Origin of the sequence: Pontibacterium granulatum (assembly GCF_029961155.1) — a bacterium.
GTDB classification, from domain to species: domain Bacteria; phylum Pseudomonadota; class Gammaproteobacteria; order Pseudomonadales; family Balneatricaceae; genus Pontibacterium; species Pontibacterium granulatum.
Window position 1 is genome coordinate 186951 of the sequence record NZ_JASBRH010000002.1, and the last position, 17506, is coordinate 204456.

Annotated in this window: 13 protein-coding genes; 10 read left to right on the forward strand and 3 right to left on the reverse strand. The window is 53.3% G+C overall.

What is annotated here, in order from left to right:
- Window positions 1–142: 142 nt before the first annotated feature.
- Window positions 143–1609, reverse strand: a complete 1467-nt coding sequence (locus QKW35_RS02680; protein WP_282350595.1) for an HD-GYP domain-containing protein — start codon at window positions 1607–1609, stop codon at window positions 143–145.
- 253 nt (window positions 1610–1862) lie between these two features.
- On the opposite strand from QKW35_RS02680, the gene QKW35_RS02685 reads away from it, so the two are divergent.
- From QKW35_RS02685 to QKW35_RS02705, 5 genes are all read left to right on the forward strand, one after another.
- Window positions 1863–2093 (forward strand): hypothetical protein, encoded by a 231-nt coding sequence (locus QKW35_RS02685; RefSeq protein WP_282350596.1) that lies wholly within the window; start codon window positions 1863–1865, stop codon window positions 2091–2093.
- A 242-nt stretch (window positions 2094–2335) separates the two neighbouring features.
- Window positions 2336–3904, forward strand: coding sequence for a diguanylate cyclase (locus QKW35_RS02690; RefSeq protein ID WP_282350597.1), 1569 nt, complete (start codon window positions 2336–2338; stop codon window positions 3902–3904).
- Window positions 3905–3974: 70 nt separating this feature from the next.
- Window positions 3975–4715: a response regulator gene (locus QKW35_RS02695; RefSeq protein WP_282350598.1), complete on the forward strand. Its 741-nt coding sequence runs from the start codon at window positions 3975–3977 to the stop codon at window positions 4713–4715.
- A 142-nt stretch (window positions 4716–4857) separates the two neighbouring features.
- Window positions 4858–6159: an ATP-binding protein gene (locus QKW35_RS02700; protein ID WP_282350599.1), complete on the forward strand. Its 1302-nt coding sequence runs from the start codon at window positions 4858–4860 to the stop codon at window positions 6157–6159.
- Between the two features lie 124 nt (window positions 6160–6283).
- The gene (locus tag QKW35_RS02705) at window positions 6284–7024 is read left to right on the forward strand and encodes a MipA/OmpV family protein (RefSeq protein ID WP_282350600.1); all 741 of its coding nucleotides are present in this window, start codon (window positions 6284–6286) and stop codon (window positions 7022–7024) included.
- Between the two features lie 192 nt (window positions 7025–7216).
- Here the strand turns inward: QKW35_RS02705 and QKW35_RS02710 are convergent, their stop codons facing one another.
- Window positions 7217–10285: a mechanosensitive ion channel domain-containing protein gene (locus tag QKW35_RS02710; protein WP_282350601.1), complete on the reverse strand. Its 3069-nt coding sequence runs from the start codon at window positions 10283–10285 to the stop codon at window positions 7217–7219.
- Between the two features lie 339 nt (window positions 10286–10624).
- Here QKW35_RS02710 and hypF point away from each other — a divergent pair, with 339 nt between their 5' ends.
- On the forward strand, window positions 10625–12928 hold the full coding sequence (gene hypF / locus QKW35_RS02715) for a carbamoyltransferase HypF (RefSeq protein ID WP_282350602.1): 2304 nt from the start codon (window positions 10625–10627) through the stop codon (window positions 12926–12928).
- Here the strand turns inward: hypF and QKW35_RS02720 are convergent.
- Window positions 12925–13863: a LysR family transcriptional regulator gene (locus QKW35_RS02720; protein ID WP_282350603.1), complete on the reverse strand. Its 939-nt coding sequence runs from the start codon at window positions 13861–13863 to the stop codon at window positions 12925–12927. The genes hypF and QKW35_RS02720 overlap by 4 nt on opposite strands.
- 191 nt (window positions 13864–14054) lie before the next feature.
- Here QKW35_RS02720 and QKW35_RS02725 point away from each other — a divergent pair, with 191 nt between their 5' ends.
- The 4 genes from QKW35_RS02725 to QKW35_RS02740 are packed head-to-tail and all read left to right on the forward strand — an operon-like array spanning window position 14055 to window position 17431.
- Window positions 14055–15068: a TRAP transporter substrate-binding protein gene (locus tag QKW35_RS02725; RefSeq protein ID WP_282350604.1), complete on the forward strand. Its 1014-nt coding sequence runs from the start codon at window positions 14055–14057 to the stop codon at window positions 15066–15068.
- 60 nt (window positions 15069–15128) lie between these two features.
- On the forward strand, window positions 15129–15683 hold the full coding sequence (locus tag QKW35_RS02730; protein WP_282350605.1) for a TRAP transporter small permease subunit: 555 nt from the start codon (window positions 15129–15131) through the stop codon (window positions 15681–15683).
- Entirely contained in the window at window positions 15673–16998 is a 1326-nt protein-coding gene (locus tag QKW35_RS02735; protein WP_282350755.1) for a TRAP transporter large permease, read from the forward strand. The genes QKW35_RS02730 and QKW35_RS02735 overlap by 11 nt, the downstream gene beginning before the upstream one ends.
- 4 nt (window positions 16999–17002) lie before the next feature.
- Window positions 17003–17431 (forward strand): universal stress protein, encoded by a 429-nt coding sequence (locus QKW35_RS02740; RefSeq protein WP_282350606.1) that lies wholly within the window; start codon window positions 17003–17005, stop codon window positions 17429–17431.
- Window positions 17432–17506: the final 75 nt, after the last annotated feature.

Sequence of the window (17506 nt, forward strand, 5' to 3'; positions counted from 1 at the left end):
CTTTTTCCAGCGTTGTTAACTGAATCCGTTCAAACCTTGATGTTGCTCACACTTTGTTCGGATTTTACGATAACCGGATGATGAGCCACTTAGATCATGCGGCTTACAGACGACACGCAGTCACCAAAGCTGTTTTAAAGTACTATGCAGCGGTCGGCTGCTTATCAACGTAGGTGGTAGCGATGTCAATAAACGTCTGCTCCAGTGCCAGGAACGCATCCACGACAGCAGGATCGAAGTGGCTACCCCGGCCTTCAACAATAATGGCGCGGGCTTTTTCGTGTGGGAAGGCGGGTTTGTAGACACGCTTAGTGGTGAGTGCGTCATACACATCGGCCAGTGCCATCAGACGACCGGAGATCGGAATCTCTTCCCCTTTTAGTCCTTTCGGATAACCACGGCCATCCCATTTCTCGTGATGGGTCAGACTGATCTCCCGTGCGGTCTGCAGAAAGGAGTTACTGCCCAGCTGCGCTTTCGCGACTGCCAGCGCGTCGGCACCGATTTGGGGGTGGCCCTTCATGATCTCGAACTCTGCATCGGTCAGTTTACCCGGCTTGAGCAGGATATTATCGGGGATACCTACCTTACCCACATCATGCAGAGGCGCGGACTTGTAGAGCAGATCAATGGTCTCGGGATCCAGCTGATCGTGATACTTGTCCTGTTTTGCCAGCTCCTCGGCCAGGACACGGACGTAGTTCTGAGTACGCAGGATATGCGCACCGGTTTCATTGTCACGGGTTTCGGCCAGACTGGCCAATCCCAGGATACTGGCGTCACGGGTGATGCTCAGCTCCTTTGTGCGAGCCGCCAGTGCTTTGATCATCTGGTTGGTACGTACTGCCATCAGACCGAATTCGTCGTTGCTGGTCACCGGTACTTGTACATTCAATTCACCGTTGCTGACACGGGCGAGGGTGGCATTCTCAGCACCGATAAACAGTTTTAGATTGCGAGAATAACCCACAATAATCGCCAGTATGTAAATCATCATCGCGCCAACCACGAAGATAATTTCGCCCAGGATATAACGCTGGGAGGTTTCTAATGGGATGCTGTTACCGGTGTGGATCAGCCACTCCAGATCCTTGTTGATGACCAGAAAGACCACGCCGATGAGGGCGATAGCACAGATTGCGGCAAACCATATAAATTTCTGGGTAAGGGGATAGGGGTTGTCGTCCGGTTGCAGTTGTTCGTTAGATGCTGTGAGCTTTTGGGCCAGCAAATATTCGCGATACAGGGCCAGTTCGCAAGCGATCAGGAAGCCGAGCACGGACATCCCCACAATTACTTTGCCGGCACTTTCCATCGGAAAACCGTAGTTGAGCCAGTTATACAACCCAAGACCCGCACCAAAGATCAGAAACAATCCCAAGTCGATTTTGAACTGGTGTTTCACCTGCTGTTTGTAAGTGCGTTGCTCCAGACCCGCTTCAAGCTTCATACGCAAGGCCCACTGCACGCAGAATGCGATCAGTATAGGTGCCAGCAGCTGCGTTGTGGTCAATGAATCAAGAAAAGGGCACACCTGAACACCATAAAGAGCGAACAGGAGCATTGCTGTCAAATAATGGAGCGTGGTGCGCTTGGTAATCGACTGCATGATAATGGTTAATCCTCTGCGGTGTACTTCAGCCCTTATCCTAGGGAAACACGGTTAAATTGCAGGTTCGAATCCTCTGGGTCCAAGCACAATTTAAAGGTTCAAATTCCAAAATGTAAAACTTGTTGTATTAAAGACAAACCTTTTTCGTGGCTTTAATCATATAAAACGTTGTTCCGGTGAACTACGGTAGAACTTGTGATCAATATTGGCTATGTTCTTACCAAATACCGCACCCTTGAGAAGTAATTGAATGACCATCGCATCGGTATTCTCTCAATTAAATCAGGCCTATCTTCTTATTTCGCTTTCAGACTGGTCACGTTTAATCGCCAACAAAAGTGCCTGTCGTATGCTTCGGCTGAACGCCGATACTCTTGAACAGGGGGCATTATGGAATCACACCCTGAAACCGCTGTTGTCAGAGCGTTATCTATATCATCCAGTGGCCAGAAGAATAGCTCTTACTCTGCCAGTTCTTTGATGATCGTTTGTATATCAAATCAGGGGGATTTATCGCCGTCTGATGAAAGAACCTGATCATTGTCAAGAAAACCGGTAGAGGCCCTTTTATGTGTGCTTACTGATGTGCATGCTTAGAGGCATAATAAAAAAGAGCGTGATCGTCATGGATTGACACTGACGGCATCGCCTACCAATGACTGTACTTTGATGGCCTCTATACGCTGTGCCTGAAAGTCTGGAAAATGAAGTAGAAGTAGTATGATGACCAGACAGCTCCAACGTCTTGATACCGCCTTCAACTGGTTATTAAGAGTCTTTATTGCCGGTGTGCTGGTGCTTGTGGCATTTGCGGTTGCACAGCCCGGTAACGCCGCCTTACCCTCGATTCAGAAAGTTTTTGATCAGCATAGCGCGATTATGCTGCTGATCGATCCCGCTACCGGCGCATTGATTGATGCCAACCCTGCCGCGGCGCGTTTCTACGGTTTTTCGCAGGATCAACTGCGTAACATGAAAATCCAGCAGATCAATACGTTGACCCCGCAAGAGGTGGCTGCCGAGCGACAGCGGGCCGCGAAGCAGAATCGAAACTTCTTTATCTTCCGCCACCGGCTGGCAGGTGGCGAAGTGCGTACGGTTGAGGTCTCTTCCGTACCTTTTATCTTTGACGACAAAAAACTCCTGTTTTCGATTGTGAATGATGTATCGGAACTGCGTGAAACCCAGGAAGCGCTGTGGCATTACCAGTCCCAGCTGGAAGGTATGGTTGATCGCCAGACAGAAGCCCTGCGTAAAGGTGATGAGCAACTGATTACGCTGTTGTTGGCCGGATCGCTGGCATTGCTGCTGGTGGTGTTGGTGCTGGTCCGTTTACTCATCAAGCGCAAACAAGTGGAGGCGGCGCTGGATCTGGAGCGGAAGCGTCTGGAAGAGATCATTCGTGGCACCAATGTGGGTACGTGGGAGTGGCGCATCGATACCGGCGAGATTGTGCTAAATGATCGTTGGGCTGAGGTACTGGGCTACAAACTGAGGGAACTGCAACCACTTAACATTGATACACGGCTTGAATTGATCCATCCGGAAGATCGGGCGCGGTCGGATACGCTGATAAGCGAGCTGTTCCGGGGCGAGATTGACCACTATGAGTGTGAGGTTCGCTTGCTTCACAAAGCGGGACACTGGGTGTGGGTTATGGAACGCGGCAACGTGGTGGAGTGGAGCGACAATCACAAACCACTGAGAATGTCCGGAACTCACCAGGATATCAGTCTGCGCAAACAGCGGGATGAGCTGATTAAGTATCAGGCACGCTACGATGCGCTCACCGGGCTGTTGAACCGCAGCGCCTTTCTTGAACGCTGTCGTCTGGTGCTGGATGAAGCGCGGCTCAAGGAGGAACATGTCGCCTTGATGTTTGTGGACCTGAATAAGTTCAAACCGGTCAACGACACCCTCGGGCACGAAGTGGGCGACAAGGTGCTCAGGGACGTAGCAACCCGAATCCGCGCAACAGTGCGTGAACAGGATTGCGTGGCACGTTTTGGTGGGGATGAGTTTGTGGTGCTGCTATCAGGTTTGCATGATCGCAGGCCGATCCACCGTATTGCACATGATGTGCTTGAACAAATCTCCGCGCCTTACCACGTGGATGAAGAGACAACGGTCAGTGTTGGCGCCAGTATCGGTGTGGCAATGTTCCCGGATGATGGAGATTCCATCGAAGCGCTACTGCGTAACTCTGATTTCGCCATGTATGCAGCCAAACGCGGGGCGAAAGGTATCGTGGTGTATGCCGCGGATGTAGTGGAATACACCTGCGAGGTGTAAACAACCGGTTTGCCTAACCTGCCGGGTTGGTTATGATCTCTGCCAGAGCAACAGCAAACAGGCGATAGGCGTGAGCACAGAAACCGGCGTTCAGATTCTCCTGATCGAAGACGATATCAAACTGACCGAACTGCTTGATCTTTACCTGAGCCGCAATGGTTATCAGGTGGCGATTGGGCACTCCGGCCATGATGCGCAACACCTCATCGAAGAGGTCAATCCCGACCTGTTGATCCTGGATCTGATGCTGCCGGGTATGGACGGCCTGAGTATTTGTCGTGCGGTGCGTGCGTCCTACCACGGTAAGATTCTGATCCTGACCGCCAGCGATGACGATATGGATCAGGTGGCTGCGCTGGAGATGGGTGCAGATGATTACGTCTGTAAACCACTGCATCCCCGTGTGCTGCTGGCCCGTATTCGTATGTTGTTGCGCCGACAGGATGAAGAACAACCGTCGACTACAGACACTGCGGCCAACCCGAGTGCCACCGATACCCAAACCCTGTCTTTTGGGCAGTTAGCGCTGAACAGTACCACCAAACGGGCGCAGCTGGCGGGCGAGACTATTAACCTGACGCCAGCTGAATTTGACCTGTTGTGGTTGCTGGCACAAAACCCGGATACACCCCTGTCCCGTGAAGAGCTGGTGCGCGAAACCCGCGGTATCGAGTACGATGGCGTCGACCGAACCATCGATAACCGTATTGTGACCCTGCGGAAAAAACTCCAGGACAACGCCTCCCAACCACAACGGATTATCACCGTGCGGGGTAAAGGTTACCTGTTTGTGGCGGACAGCTGGCACTGAGTCTGACCGTTTAGCCAAGTAGTCACTTACAAACCCATACATTTAATCCCATGACCCTGGCACGGCCTGCTGCCACAATAGCTTTCAGATTGAGCAACATCGGGTTTACTCTCCTTTCACCGGCCCGTAATCAGGTATCTTCATGGCACGCTTATTTGTCACCCTCTACGCAGGTATTATCGTCTCCCTCTTTGTATTTCTGGTGTCCGTTGAACTGGTCGCCATCTCACTTTCCTACGACGTTGAACGGCAGGATCAGCGCAACACGCTGATGGGGTACGTGGCGCTGCTATCGGAAGTGCGGCAACACGCTGGTGAAGAAGCGATGCAGCGGGCGATGCATAGTGTGGCCCGGATGAACGAGATGATCGCAGCGGAAGTCACCGATCCGGAGATCCTGAGTCATCCCAAGATTCAGGCACTGCCAAGTCCTGGCGGCATTATGGAGGATATTGGGTTGGAGGGGGATGATCCTGCTTACTTCCGCCTTGCAGGGGATAGCCGAGTGTTCCGTGTGGCGGACGATCCCGACGCGGAACTCTGGGCCAAGGAACGCCTGCTAGACCGAATCTCCCTATGGGGGGCACTGATTGTGATCGCCCTGATCGTTGGCGCCTGGTTGATCTACCTGCACCGTAAGCTGAAACGGCTTGAGATCGCCTCTGGTCGCATTGCTGCCGGGGATTTCAGCGCCCGTGTCGGCGAAGACGCCCGCAGCCGTGTGGGTGGCTTGAACTATGCCTTTAACGGTATGGCGGAACGGGTTGAGCAGCTGATCGCCAGTCATAAACGCCTCACCAACGCGGTTGCCCACGAATTGCGCACGCCGATCTTTCGCCTCCGCTGCCAGCTTGAACTGCTTGAACACGGTTGTGATCCAGCCGAACATGACCAGTTTGTTGAGGGTATGGAAGCCGACCTGGAAGAGTTGGAAACCATGGTGGATGAACTGCTCACCTTTGCCCGCATGGAACGCTCCGATCTGGAGGTCGACCTGGTGCAAACCGATCTGGGCGAATGGCTGGAGCAGCAGATGCCTACCCTGGCTCGTAGCGCCAAGCTGCCGGTATCGTTGAATGCGGGCGCCGGGATTCAGGCTCCTGTCGATACCAAGTTATTGCAACGGGCGATCACCAACCTGGTCAGTAACGCGGATAAGCATGGCACCTCGGCGATTCAGATTAACGTGCACAAGGAGTACAACCGGGTAATGCTCTGCGTAGATGATGACGGCCCGGGTATACCGCCGTCTGAACGAGAGCGGGTACTGGAGCCGTTTGAGCGTCTCGACAGCGCCCGTACCCGTAAGACCGGTGGTTATGGCCTTGGCCTGACCATTGTGCGGGAGATCGTCGCCTACCATCAGGGGGAGCTGTCCATCGACAGTGCTCCGACGGGGGGGGCACGCGTTTGCATACTTTTGCCGATGACTCCGACAGCTTAAGACCGCTTTGTAAGCAATTGTAAGGCTCCCGTCTGACAAACCCATACAGATTGCAGATACTGTCAGCGTCTATCTGAGGCGAGAATACACTCATCAACTTCGAACACGGATGAGGAATTCACCAATGAAAAAACTGATTATCTCCAGCGCCATCGCATCTCTTTTTACCGCTTCAGCAGCGATGGCCGGTGATTTTACAGTGGTGGGTGGCGTGGCAACCTTTGAAACACCGTATAAGGATTTTAAAGACGACAGCTCGCTCTACCTGGATGCGCGCTACAAAGAGGGTAACTTCAGCATCGACGAGCGTGGTATCAATTACCGTGTGATCGGTACCGACAATACGCCGCTGAATGTCCATGCGACTCTGACCAGCACCGGTTACGGTTACGACGAGAACGATTCAAACTTCTTTGCCGGCATGGAAGAGCGTGACGCCAGTCTGGACCTGGGTATCAGCGCCGACTACACCCTGGCTGACGGTCAGGTAAAAGCGACGCTGGTGCACGATATCTCCGGTGCCCATGAAGGTTTTGTGGCGGACGTAAACTACAGCCACAACCTGGAACTGAGTAATGGTCTGTCGGTGGTGCCACGTGCCGGTATCGCCTACACCAGCGAAGATTACACCAACTACTACTTCGGTGTACGTCAGAGTGAAGTGAGTGGCAGCCGCACCGCGTACACCGCCGACGGCGCAATCAATCCTTATGTCGGTTACCGCGTCAGCATGCCTTTGGCTGACAACTGGAGTGTGGTGCACGAAGCGGCATATGTATGGTTGGACGACGAGATTGATAACTCTTCGCTGACAGACCGCGACAATGCATGGTTTGCTGCCGTCGGTATCGGTTACACATTCTGAGGTTTGTAAAACGCTCTACTTGCTCTATCAGCTCACTTGTTGATTTCTTAATCAGCACGGTCTCGATTCCGGAACATTTGAAGGGGTGACCGGAATCACTTCAGGGGCGGATTCATTTGGTTCGATGCCTTATGCACAGGTTTCCCAACCAAGTTGTAGAATCCGCCCCTCCTTTTTTCCGTTATCTGATAATCAGCTTCCCGGCTTCTCAACCTTGTGCAGATGCACATCCAACTGCGGAAAGGCGATTTCCAGCCCGGCTTCCTTAAACTTCTGCGCGATCTTGGTATTCACCTTGTGGGTCATCTCCAGACGGTCGGCCATCGCATTCACAAACAAACGCAGTTCCAGATTGAGGGTGCTGTCCCCAAAGGCAGTGAAGAACGCTTCCGGTTTCGGATCTTTCAGCACGCGATCCTGCTCGGTTGCGGCTTCCAGCAGGAGTTTGCGCGCTCTCTCGGTATCCGAACCGTACGCCAGGCCCACCGGAATGACGATGCGGGTGATGGAGTCGGTGAGTGACCAGTTGATCAACTGCTGGGTGATGAAGGTTTTGTTGGGGATGATCACCTCTTTGCGGTCCCAGTCCACAATGGTGGTGGCGCGTATCTGGATCTTGGTGACGGTACCGGTCAGGTTATCGATGGTGACGGTATCTCCGATTCGCACCGGCTTCTCAAACAGGATAATCAGGCCGGACACGAAGTTCGCCACGATCTCCTGCAAACCAAAGCCCAGGCCCACACCAAGAGCCGCGACGAGCCACTGCAGCTTGCTCCACTCCAGGCCAAAGCTGGAAAAGGCGCCCAGAACACCCACCATGATCAACACATACTTGATCAGCGAGCTGACCGCATACCCGGTACCCGGTGTCAGGTCGAGGTTACGTAGGATCAGTAGCTCAAGCAGGCCCGGCAGGTTGTAGGCGGCGAGCAAACTGAGCCCCAGAATTACCACGCCAAACAATAGGGATTTCAGTGTAATCTGGCGTATGGTTTCGCCATCAGCGGATATAGTGTTCCATACCTCTACATTGTCCAACGCACCGAAGAACGGCAGGAAACCACCTAGAAATCCCCACAGCATTGCCACAAGAGCGACCACCGTTGCCGTTTTCAGCAGCGTGCGGGAATGATCCGATACCGTTCGCATATCCAGGTAGTCGGTTTTGAGTGGAGGTTCCTCTTCTGATTTCTCACGTGCCGCTAAAATCTCGGCGCGGCGAGCCTTGGCACGGTCAAACTCCAGACGACGTTCTGAGATCAATACCAGGCGAAGTCCTAGCTTGTAGAATACGATGGCCGCCAGCAGTACCATCAGCGTTTGCAGTACCGCGTACACCATGAAATTGACGGTAAAGGTGTAACCCGTGGCTGTCATAGCCAGCATGGCGACATTAAAAAGTACCAATGCAGACAACCAAAGTTCGGCACGGGACCACCAACTGATCGAGTCGGTGAGTTGATTGAGTTCCCGCTTCACCCGCCACAGACTCGCCCAGAGCAACACAATCATTGTAATCAGCGCGAACATAACCAGCCGTACCAGACCGGATCGAATTTCGTCTGAATCAATATTCCATAGATAGATGTGCACCAGTAATAAAGGAAGACAGATTACATAGAGCACGCCTAAGCGCTGGCGTAATGCGTGAACCAGGGTGTCACTTATTCCAAAGTGGGCAGCAAATAAACCATAGGGTGTTTTCATCCAGTTACGTAAGCTGTGGATGCACCAGGTTGCAAAGGCGGTGGTAAACAGGAGGGCTGTCCAGGTTTCTGCATCAGGGTGTGCTGGATTGATCAATGATCGGCTTGCTACCCACAGTGCAAGTGGCAACGGTAAGGCCGTGATGACGGAGAGCACCATTGTTTGCACTGAGTGATGGAATCGGTCGTGGATGACATTTCCTATGTATTGGCACCAACGCTTGCGCTCCCGGCGATGATAGTGGCTTAGCCAGGTTATGAAGCTCACTACGAAGAACAGCATGATGACGCGTAAAGCCGTGGAATCATCTGCTTTTAAAAGCGGTTCGGGCTGATCCTGATTCCAGTGTTCCAGAACCTGCCCGATGCCAATGAAGATTTGCTTAGGCCACTGCAGGTTGATGGGATTGGACACCGGGTTCCAAAGCAATTGCTTGGTTAGCAGCTCGCTGTTGGTCTCGATCTGTTGATTGAGTTGCTTTTCGATACTAAGGATCTGGTTGAGAACGCGTATGAGCTGTTCTTTCGCATCGCTCAGTCGGTTAATCAGGCGCAGTCGATCATCCAGAATATCACGATAGATCTGTTGCTCATTTTCGTTTAGTGATGCCTGAAGCGACTCCGGTATTTGGCTACGATGGCTCACCGCTTCTGTTTTCTTTTGCTCCAGCAGGGTGCTTTCCAAGCGCAGAAGGTTAATTGCATTTGCCGTCTGCCGCGTATCCAAGGGCTCCCGGTTGCGGAAGATAAAACGGCGCTGCTCTGGGCTGATATGGCTGACTTCCAATTCCAACTGTTGAGCAATGGAGCGGAACGTGCTGCTAAGAGTCGTCAGTCGTTGCTGTAAGGAGAGACGTTTGTTATCAGTTTTTTCGATCCGGTTGAGGAGATTGCGCAGCTCGGAAGACAGTTGTTGGTTTTCGTTATATGCATTGGCGAGCAGAGGTTTTACTTCTGTATTATTCAGGTCCTCATCCAGCTCCAGAAGGGTTTTTTCAGCCTCACTGCGTTGACGGCTTTGTTTATATTCTGTGAGTCGGTTTTGTAAGGTAGTTTGACGATTGCGCTCGGTTTCCAGCTGTTGCCAGGTAAGCTGGGCAATCTCCGCTCGACGGGGTAGCACTAAGAGTTCCAGCTCCAGTGCTTGAACGCGCAGTTGTCGTTCCGTAAAGGTGGCTATTTCCATTTGTTGGCGCAGTTCGCTGAACTCGCCGGCGTCGCTACTCTCCTTGACCTCGAGATTCAGCTTGAGCCCAGTAAGCTGCTCGCGGATTGTTTGCTGGCGTTGCTCTGCTTGAGATTTGGTTTGTTGTTGCAACGCCATATCGCGTTCGAGCTCGAGTAAACGCGTATTTACATAGGTGAGACGTTGTTCCAGCGCTTCATCGCTGAGCTGTTCCGGGAGGTCAGGCTCTGAAGGTTCCAGATCGTCTGGAGTAGCGGTTTCAAGCGCTTTGATTTCGGCCGGCTGGTTATCAATTTCCTCTTGCAGCGCTTTTATTTGAGCACGCAGCTGGAGTTGGTTTTGTAATGCCCCCAGCGTTTTTTGCAATATTAGTTTTCGAGTTTTATCGGCAGAGCTGTCACTTTCGCCTATCGCTTCTATCTGCTTTTGCAGTAACTCAATATCCGTTGGTATATCGGCTCGGGCAACCCCAGAAAATATCGTAAAAGTAAAACACAGCGTAAATAGCAATGTATAAAGCCGGGCCATGGGACATCCTTCTGTTGAGCCAGTAATCTGTAGTGTACTACAGGGTTTTTACTTAATGAGAGGTGAAAGCGAGCATGCTACTTTGTCCGGTTCTTATGACAAATGTTCCCACTCTGTATGAGCATCACGATCAGCTATAACATATAGCACCTCGTTTTTGACTAGTTAGATGACAGAATGACTGCCCACAACGGATTTCGCCTGACCATCAACGGCCTTGTTCAAGGGGTTGGTTTTCGCCCCACCATCTGGCGTATCGCCAACGATTTGGGACTGCATGGCTCGGTGTTTAATGATGCGGCTGGTGTGGTGGTGGAGTTGCTGGCCGGAGAGGCCCAGTGCGATCGTTTTATCAACGTGCTGTACGCTGAATGCCCGCTGCTGGCGCGTATCGACTCGCTGAAAGTTGCCGGCGCTGTCGTGACCGATCCCGGTTCCTTTGTTATCTCTGAAACGCAGCAGGGCAGTGTGAGTACAGGTTGTGCGCCGGATGCAGCCACGTGCCCTCAATGCCGGGCGGAGCTGTTTGATCGGTCCAACCGGCGTTTCCGCTATCCCTTTATCAACTGCACGCACTGCGGACCGCGTCTGAGTATTATCCGACAGATCCCTTATGACCGTGCAACCACCACCATGGCGCAGTTTACCCAGTGTCCTAAGTGTCAGACTGAATACGAAGATCCGGCGGATCGCCGGTTTCATGCGCAGCCAAATGCCTGTGACACCTGTGGGCCGCAGGTCTGGCTGGAAGATAATCAGGGGCAAAAACAGCCTGTAGACGAAGTCTTTTCTGTATTGGCGACCGCCTTGCGAACAGGCAACATCGTTGCAATCAAAGGTTTGGGCGGATTTCATCTGGCGTGTGATGCGACGAATCCAGAAGCCGTGGCTGAGTTGCGGTTGCGCAAACATCGACCGGATAAAGCCTTTGCCCTGATGGTGCCGGACCTGGATGTATTACGCTCTTATGCCGCGCTGGCTACCGGCGCGGCGAATTTGCTTTCAAGCCCTGAAGCTCCGGTGGTACTGCTGGATGCGGTGAAAAACAGCAAACATCCGTTAGCTGAGAATGTGGCACCGGGACAGTATCAACTGGGCTTTATGCTGCCCTACACTCCGTTGCATCTGTTGTTGATGGAAACCTTAGATGCCCCGCTGGTGATGACCAGCGGGAACCGCTCCGGCGCGCCGCAGGCGATTACAAATGAGGATGCGCGCGAGCAGCTCTCAGAGATTGCCGATCTGTTCCTGATGCATGACCGCCCGATCCAGAACCGGGTGGATGATTCGGTGGTGCGTCAGATCGTCGGACGCAGTCATTATCTGCGACGTGCGCGCGGTTACGCACCGACTTCGCTGGCTTTACCGCCGGGCTTTGAACAGTCCCCAGACTTGGTCGCTTTGGGGGCGGAACTGAAAAACACCCTCTGCCTGATCCAGGCGGGCAGGGCAATCCTCACCCAGCATCTGGGTGATCTGGAAGATGCCCGCACCTACGAGCAGTACCAGCACACCTTGTCGCTCTATCAGAGCCTCTATCAGCACCAGAGCGACCTGTACGTATGCGATCAGCACCCGGAGTACCTTTCCACTAAGTTTGGCGAGCAGTTGGCGGAGGAGGGTAAAGCGCTGATTCGTGTACAGCATCACCATGCACATCTGGCAGCGTGCCTTGGGGAAAACGGTTATCCACTGGATGGTGAGCCGGTACTGGGGATCTGCCTTGATGGCACCGGCTTTGGGTTGGACAACACCCTGTGGGGCGGTGAATTCCTGTTGGGCGGGTATCAACAAATTGAGCGCCTGGCCCATATAAAACCGTTCCCGCTGGTGGGCGGTGTACAGGCGATTCGGGAACCCTGGCGTTGTTTGTATGCACAGTTGAAACAGGCGAATGTAGCAGAACCGTCAGCGCTGGAAGCCGCGTTCCCCCTGCTGGCAACCAAACCCTGCGCCACGTTGGATAAGATGATCGAGAAAGGGCTGAATTGCCCACTCACCAGCTCTGCAGGTCGTCTGTTTGATGCCGTTGCGGCAGCGCTCGGTTGTCACGGGGAAGGCATTACCTACGAAGGACAGGCGGCGATTGAGCTGGAAACCCTGGCGCGCGAGGGCAACCCGGAAACACCGGCGTACCAATTTGCGAATGCGGATAACCGGATCGATCCAGCGCCTTTTTGGCAGCAGCTGATTGCTGGCCTAAAGCAGCGAAATCGAGCGGATATGGCGATGGCGTTCCATAAAGGTTTTGCGAACGCAGTGGTGGAGCAGACGTTATTGCTCCATAAGGCCTATGGCTTCAAAACCGTCGCCCTGAGCGGTGGGGTGATGCAGAACGGATTGCTGTTTAGCACGCTGGAAAATCAGCTTGGTGCACAAGGCTTCACTGTACTAACCCACCAGATGTTGCCTGCCAACGATGGGTGTATCGCGTTTGGGCAGGCGCTGATTGCGGCTGCCCAAACACAGTACCGATCCTAATAGGGTGGTGATTCCTCCGCGCCAAGGTGTATCTCCCGAATCGTTTGCAGAAACAGCTCCTTGGCCCGATTGGGCTGGGAAGACTTTTTGTAGATTACCGCAACACCCAGTCGAAACTGCTTCGACGCTGTGGCGATCGCTTGTAGCTCGCCGTTTTCCACATAAGGTCTGGCGATCTCCTCCGGCAAGAAGCCGGTATAGCAGCCGGAGAGTATCATCGCTATGCGGCTCTCATAGAAATAGGACGTGCCCGCCAGGTTCATCTGCGAGATCTGCTGGTAGACCTCCTCATGGGGTTTTAAGCCCGCGTGGATCAGTTTCTGCTCGCGTACCTTCTCTTCGCTGATCTCGGCATCATCCAGGCCAAACAGTGGATGTCCGTGACCGCAATAGAGATAGTGGACATCGGTGAAGAGGTGGATGTAGCTCAGGCCTTCCAGGCGTCGGTGGTAGGGGATAATCGCCACATCCAGTTGCCCGGTAAGCACCAGCTTCTCCATTGCTTTCATGTGTTCCACATCCACATGCATCTCAACGTTCGGTGCTTTCTGGTGGAAAACACGAAAGATGTCCGGCATCTGGCAACGCTTATCCTGACTCAACGTATCGCTGACTGCGATCTTTAGCTGTCCGGACGGGCTGGCACTCAGGTTGTTGATGGTGTTGCGAAACTGTTCGAGCTGGCCGAGCAACTGCTTGGTCTGTTCGTAGATCACCTCACCCTCTTCGGTGAGGGCAAAACCACCCCGGCCACGGCGGCACAGTTTCAAATCCAGGCGGGACTCGAGATTGGCAATGTGATTGCTGATGGTGGGGCGACTGATGTTCAGCTCGGTTTCTGCTGCAGAGAAGCCCTCGCACTCCACCACGGTTTTAAAAACCTTCAGCTGTTTTATCTCAAAATCGCCTAACTGACCCAGTGCATGCGCAGCCATCGCCCAGACCTCATTCCAACCTTATCGTGCTGAAAGTATAACGTTTTATGTTTGTGAATATGTCACTAATGAGCTGTTACGTAAAATTTGACGAACCTTTACGTCGAGCGCACAAGATTTAACCAGTTGTGATGATCTGGGAAGGTATCTCTCAAGCGATATCCAACAGAGAAGCAACGTAAGGGTGCGATATGTTTACAAAGATAAAAAAGAAACTATCAACTTCTGCACTGGCCCTGACACTGGGTCTGTCTACTTTGGCTGCGGATGTATCCGCGGCTGAGCATAACTGGCGATTCAGCAACCTCTACAGCCGCGGTACCGCATTTGGTGACGTGTACGAAAGCATGGCCAAGAACATCGAAACCATGTCTGACGGCCGTATCAAGGTTCAGGTTCTGTATTCCGGCGAAGGTGTGGGCACCAGCGGTCTGTTGGGCGCAGTGAAAAGTGGCCTGATTACCATGGGTGCGCCGTTCCAGTCCATGCACGCCGGCGAGCTACCAGCGGGTGTGGTCGAGATTGGTCTGCCGGGTGGGACCGATGATCCGGCTGAGCTGAAATCCCTGTTCCACGACAAAGGCTGGGGCGAGATCCTGACCAAGGCATACGGTTCCCAGGGCATGGTATGGCTGGAGCCTTACATTCAGCCGCCGGTTTACATTCTGACCAAGAAACCGATCAACTCCATCGAAGACTTCAAAGGTCTGAAGATCCGTGCGCCGGGTGCTTACGGTAAGTTCCTGCGGAACCTGGGCGCCTCACCGGTATCCCTGGCATGGAGTGAGATCTACACCAGCCTGGCAACCGGCGTTATCGATGGCTCCATCGGCAGTAACATGATCGACCACCGCGATGGTAACCACGTGGAAGTGGCGAAGTACATGTACCGTCTGCCACTGGCAGGTGCGCAGGTATTGCCGATCGTTGTGCACCGTGGTTCCTGGAACAAGCTGCCGGATGACCTGAAAGCGGCGGTGCGTAAAGCCACCGAAATCCACGCCGAAGACCAGCTGCGTCTGTCCCGTCAGTGGGAGTCTGAAGCGGTAGCCGAGATGGACGCGAAGGGTATGCAGTGGAGCCCGGAACCAAGCGAAGCTGATCGTAAGGCATGGGCTGCGGCGGGTGCGGGTCTGTGGGATGAATACGCGTCCAAAGACCGCTACAGCAAACAGCTGATCGACGTCCTGCGTAAGACTCAGTAAGTCACGCGTGCTCTCTATCAGGGCCTCCTTGTGAGGCCCTTGTCCGTTTTAGGTGTATCTATGGTTTTATCATTGCTGAGAGGTCTCTGCCTCGGCGTGGATGCCTTGGTTAAGGGATGCGGAAGGCTGGCAGCGTTGCTAATGCCACTGCTGGCGCTGGTGGTGGCGTTTGAGGTGTTTTCCCGCTATGTACTGAATGCTCCAACCATCTGGGCGTTTGATCTGTCGCTGTTCATGTTCGGTTATATCGCTGCCTTGGGGGGCGCCTATGCCCAGCAGAAACGGGCACATATCAACGTTGATATTCTTTACCTTCAGGTTTCACACCGTACACGCAGCCTTTTTAATCTGGTCACGTTTGCGCTGGCGATCTTTTTCCTGATCCTGATTTTCAAAACCTGCCTGGGCAAATTCGAGGAGGCGATTGAATTCGACTACCGCCGCCAGAGTGAGTGGGCGCCGCCGATGTTCCATTTCTGGATCATGATGTGTGTGGCATCTGTCCTGTTTATTGCCCAACTAGGCCGCGACATGCTGGCAGAAGCCTGCTTCCTGTTTACCGGTCACCCGCTGCTTGAGGACGTGAAAGAGGAGGCTAATGGCGATGGGAATTGAGATGTTAACGGCGGTGCTGTTGGTCTGCATTCTGACTTTCTTTGCACTGGGTGCGCAGGTGGGGCTAGCCCTGGGCGGTATCGCCATGGCGGTCGGCTACATGACCTGGGGGGAGGGGATCTTCAACGTCATTCCCACCACGTTGGAAGCGACCTACTTCAGCTTTATCCTGCTGGCGATTCCGCTCTATATCTACATGGGGCAGCTGCTCACCAAGTCGGGCATTGGTGATACGATGTTTAACTTCAGCCAGATGCTGATCGGCCGTGTACGCGGTTCTCTGGCGATCAGCGTGATCGGTGTATGCTCGATGATCGGTGCCATGGTGGGCATCATCGGCGCGGGTATCATGACCTCAGGTAGCATCGCTCTGCGGCCGATGCTGGATCGTGGTTACAACAAACGGTTGGCGTTGGGGGTGATCATGGCCGGTGGTGGTTTGGGTATCCTGATACCGCCGAGTATCCCGATGATTATGTTTGCCGCATCCACCCAGAACTCCGTTGGGCGCATGTTCCTGGGTGCGATGATGCCAGCATTGCTCACCGTTGTGTTGATGATCCTCTACGTGGTGGTGAGCTGCAGGCTCAAACCAGAGCGTGCGCCACTGGATAAAGAAGCAGATCAGCCGGTATTGGCAGGTGCCGAGAAATTCCGTATCGCCCGTGACGGCCTGTTCTCCATGCTGCTGATTGTGGCAGTACTGGGCAGTATCGTGACGGGTATTGCAACACCAACGGAGTCTGGTGCAATTGGTGTGGTGGGGGCGATTCTGCTTGCGATCATATTCAAGCGCTTTAAGGCGGATATGTTTCTGCACGCGGGTTTTCAGACTGGCACTCTGGTCAGTGTGGCGATGTGGATCATCTTTGGTGCCTCCGTGTTCAGCAACTTCCATCTGCTGATGGGGGTGCAGAACATGGTGGCGGGTTTTACCGAAAGCCTCGATCTGCCGCCGATCATGATCATCATCATGTTCCAGCTGATCATGTTGCTGCTGGGGTTCATCATCGATGAGTTCATCATCGTGCTGATGTGCGCACCGCTGTTCACACCGATTGCGGTGTCTCTGGGGTATGACCCGATCTGGTTTGGTGTGCTGATGATCATCAATATCCTGATCGCGGTACAGACGCCGCCTTATGGGTTTGCGCTGTTTTACCTGAAAGGTATTGCACCGGCAGGTATTGGCATGTCCGAGATCTACAAGTCGGTCACGCCGTTTATTCTGCTCAATATGACCGTGTTGGTATTGTGCATGATCTTCCCGGAGATTGTGCTCTGGTTGCCAAATGCTGTGATGGGGGAGGGTTAGCTTGATGTTTACCAAGATACTTTTGCCGGTAGATCTATCGCATGAAGACCATATTCGTGAACTGATGCGGGTGGCCGCCAAAATGGTGGAAGGTGAGTCACCGGAAGTACATATGCTCTATGTGGATCAGAGCCTGATCCACACCGCCGGTTATCCACATCTGGACGAACAGAGTCTTGCGGATCATCGTCGTGATGCAAAAGCGACCATGGATCGTTTATTGGCGGCGCTGCCTGCAGGTTTGGCCGGATTCAGTCACTGTCGCGAAGGTACGGCCCATGATCAGATCCTGGAAACCGCGGAAGAGCTGGGCGTGAACGTCATCGTGATGATGGCACGTAAGCCCGGTATCAGCAGCTACTTTATCGGCTCCAATGCCGAGCGGGTGGTTCGACATGCAGGTTGTTCGGTGGTGATCGTCCGGCAGGACTAAACACGATTCTGACTGCTTGAAAACAGAGGCCCGACTGACAATCGGGCCTCTTTTTCTATACTGGTGAGTAATTAA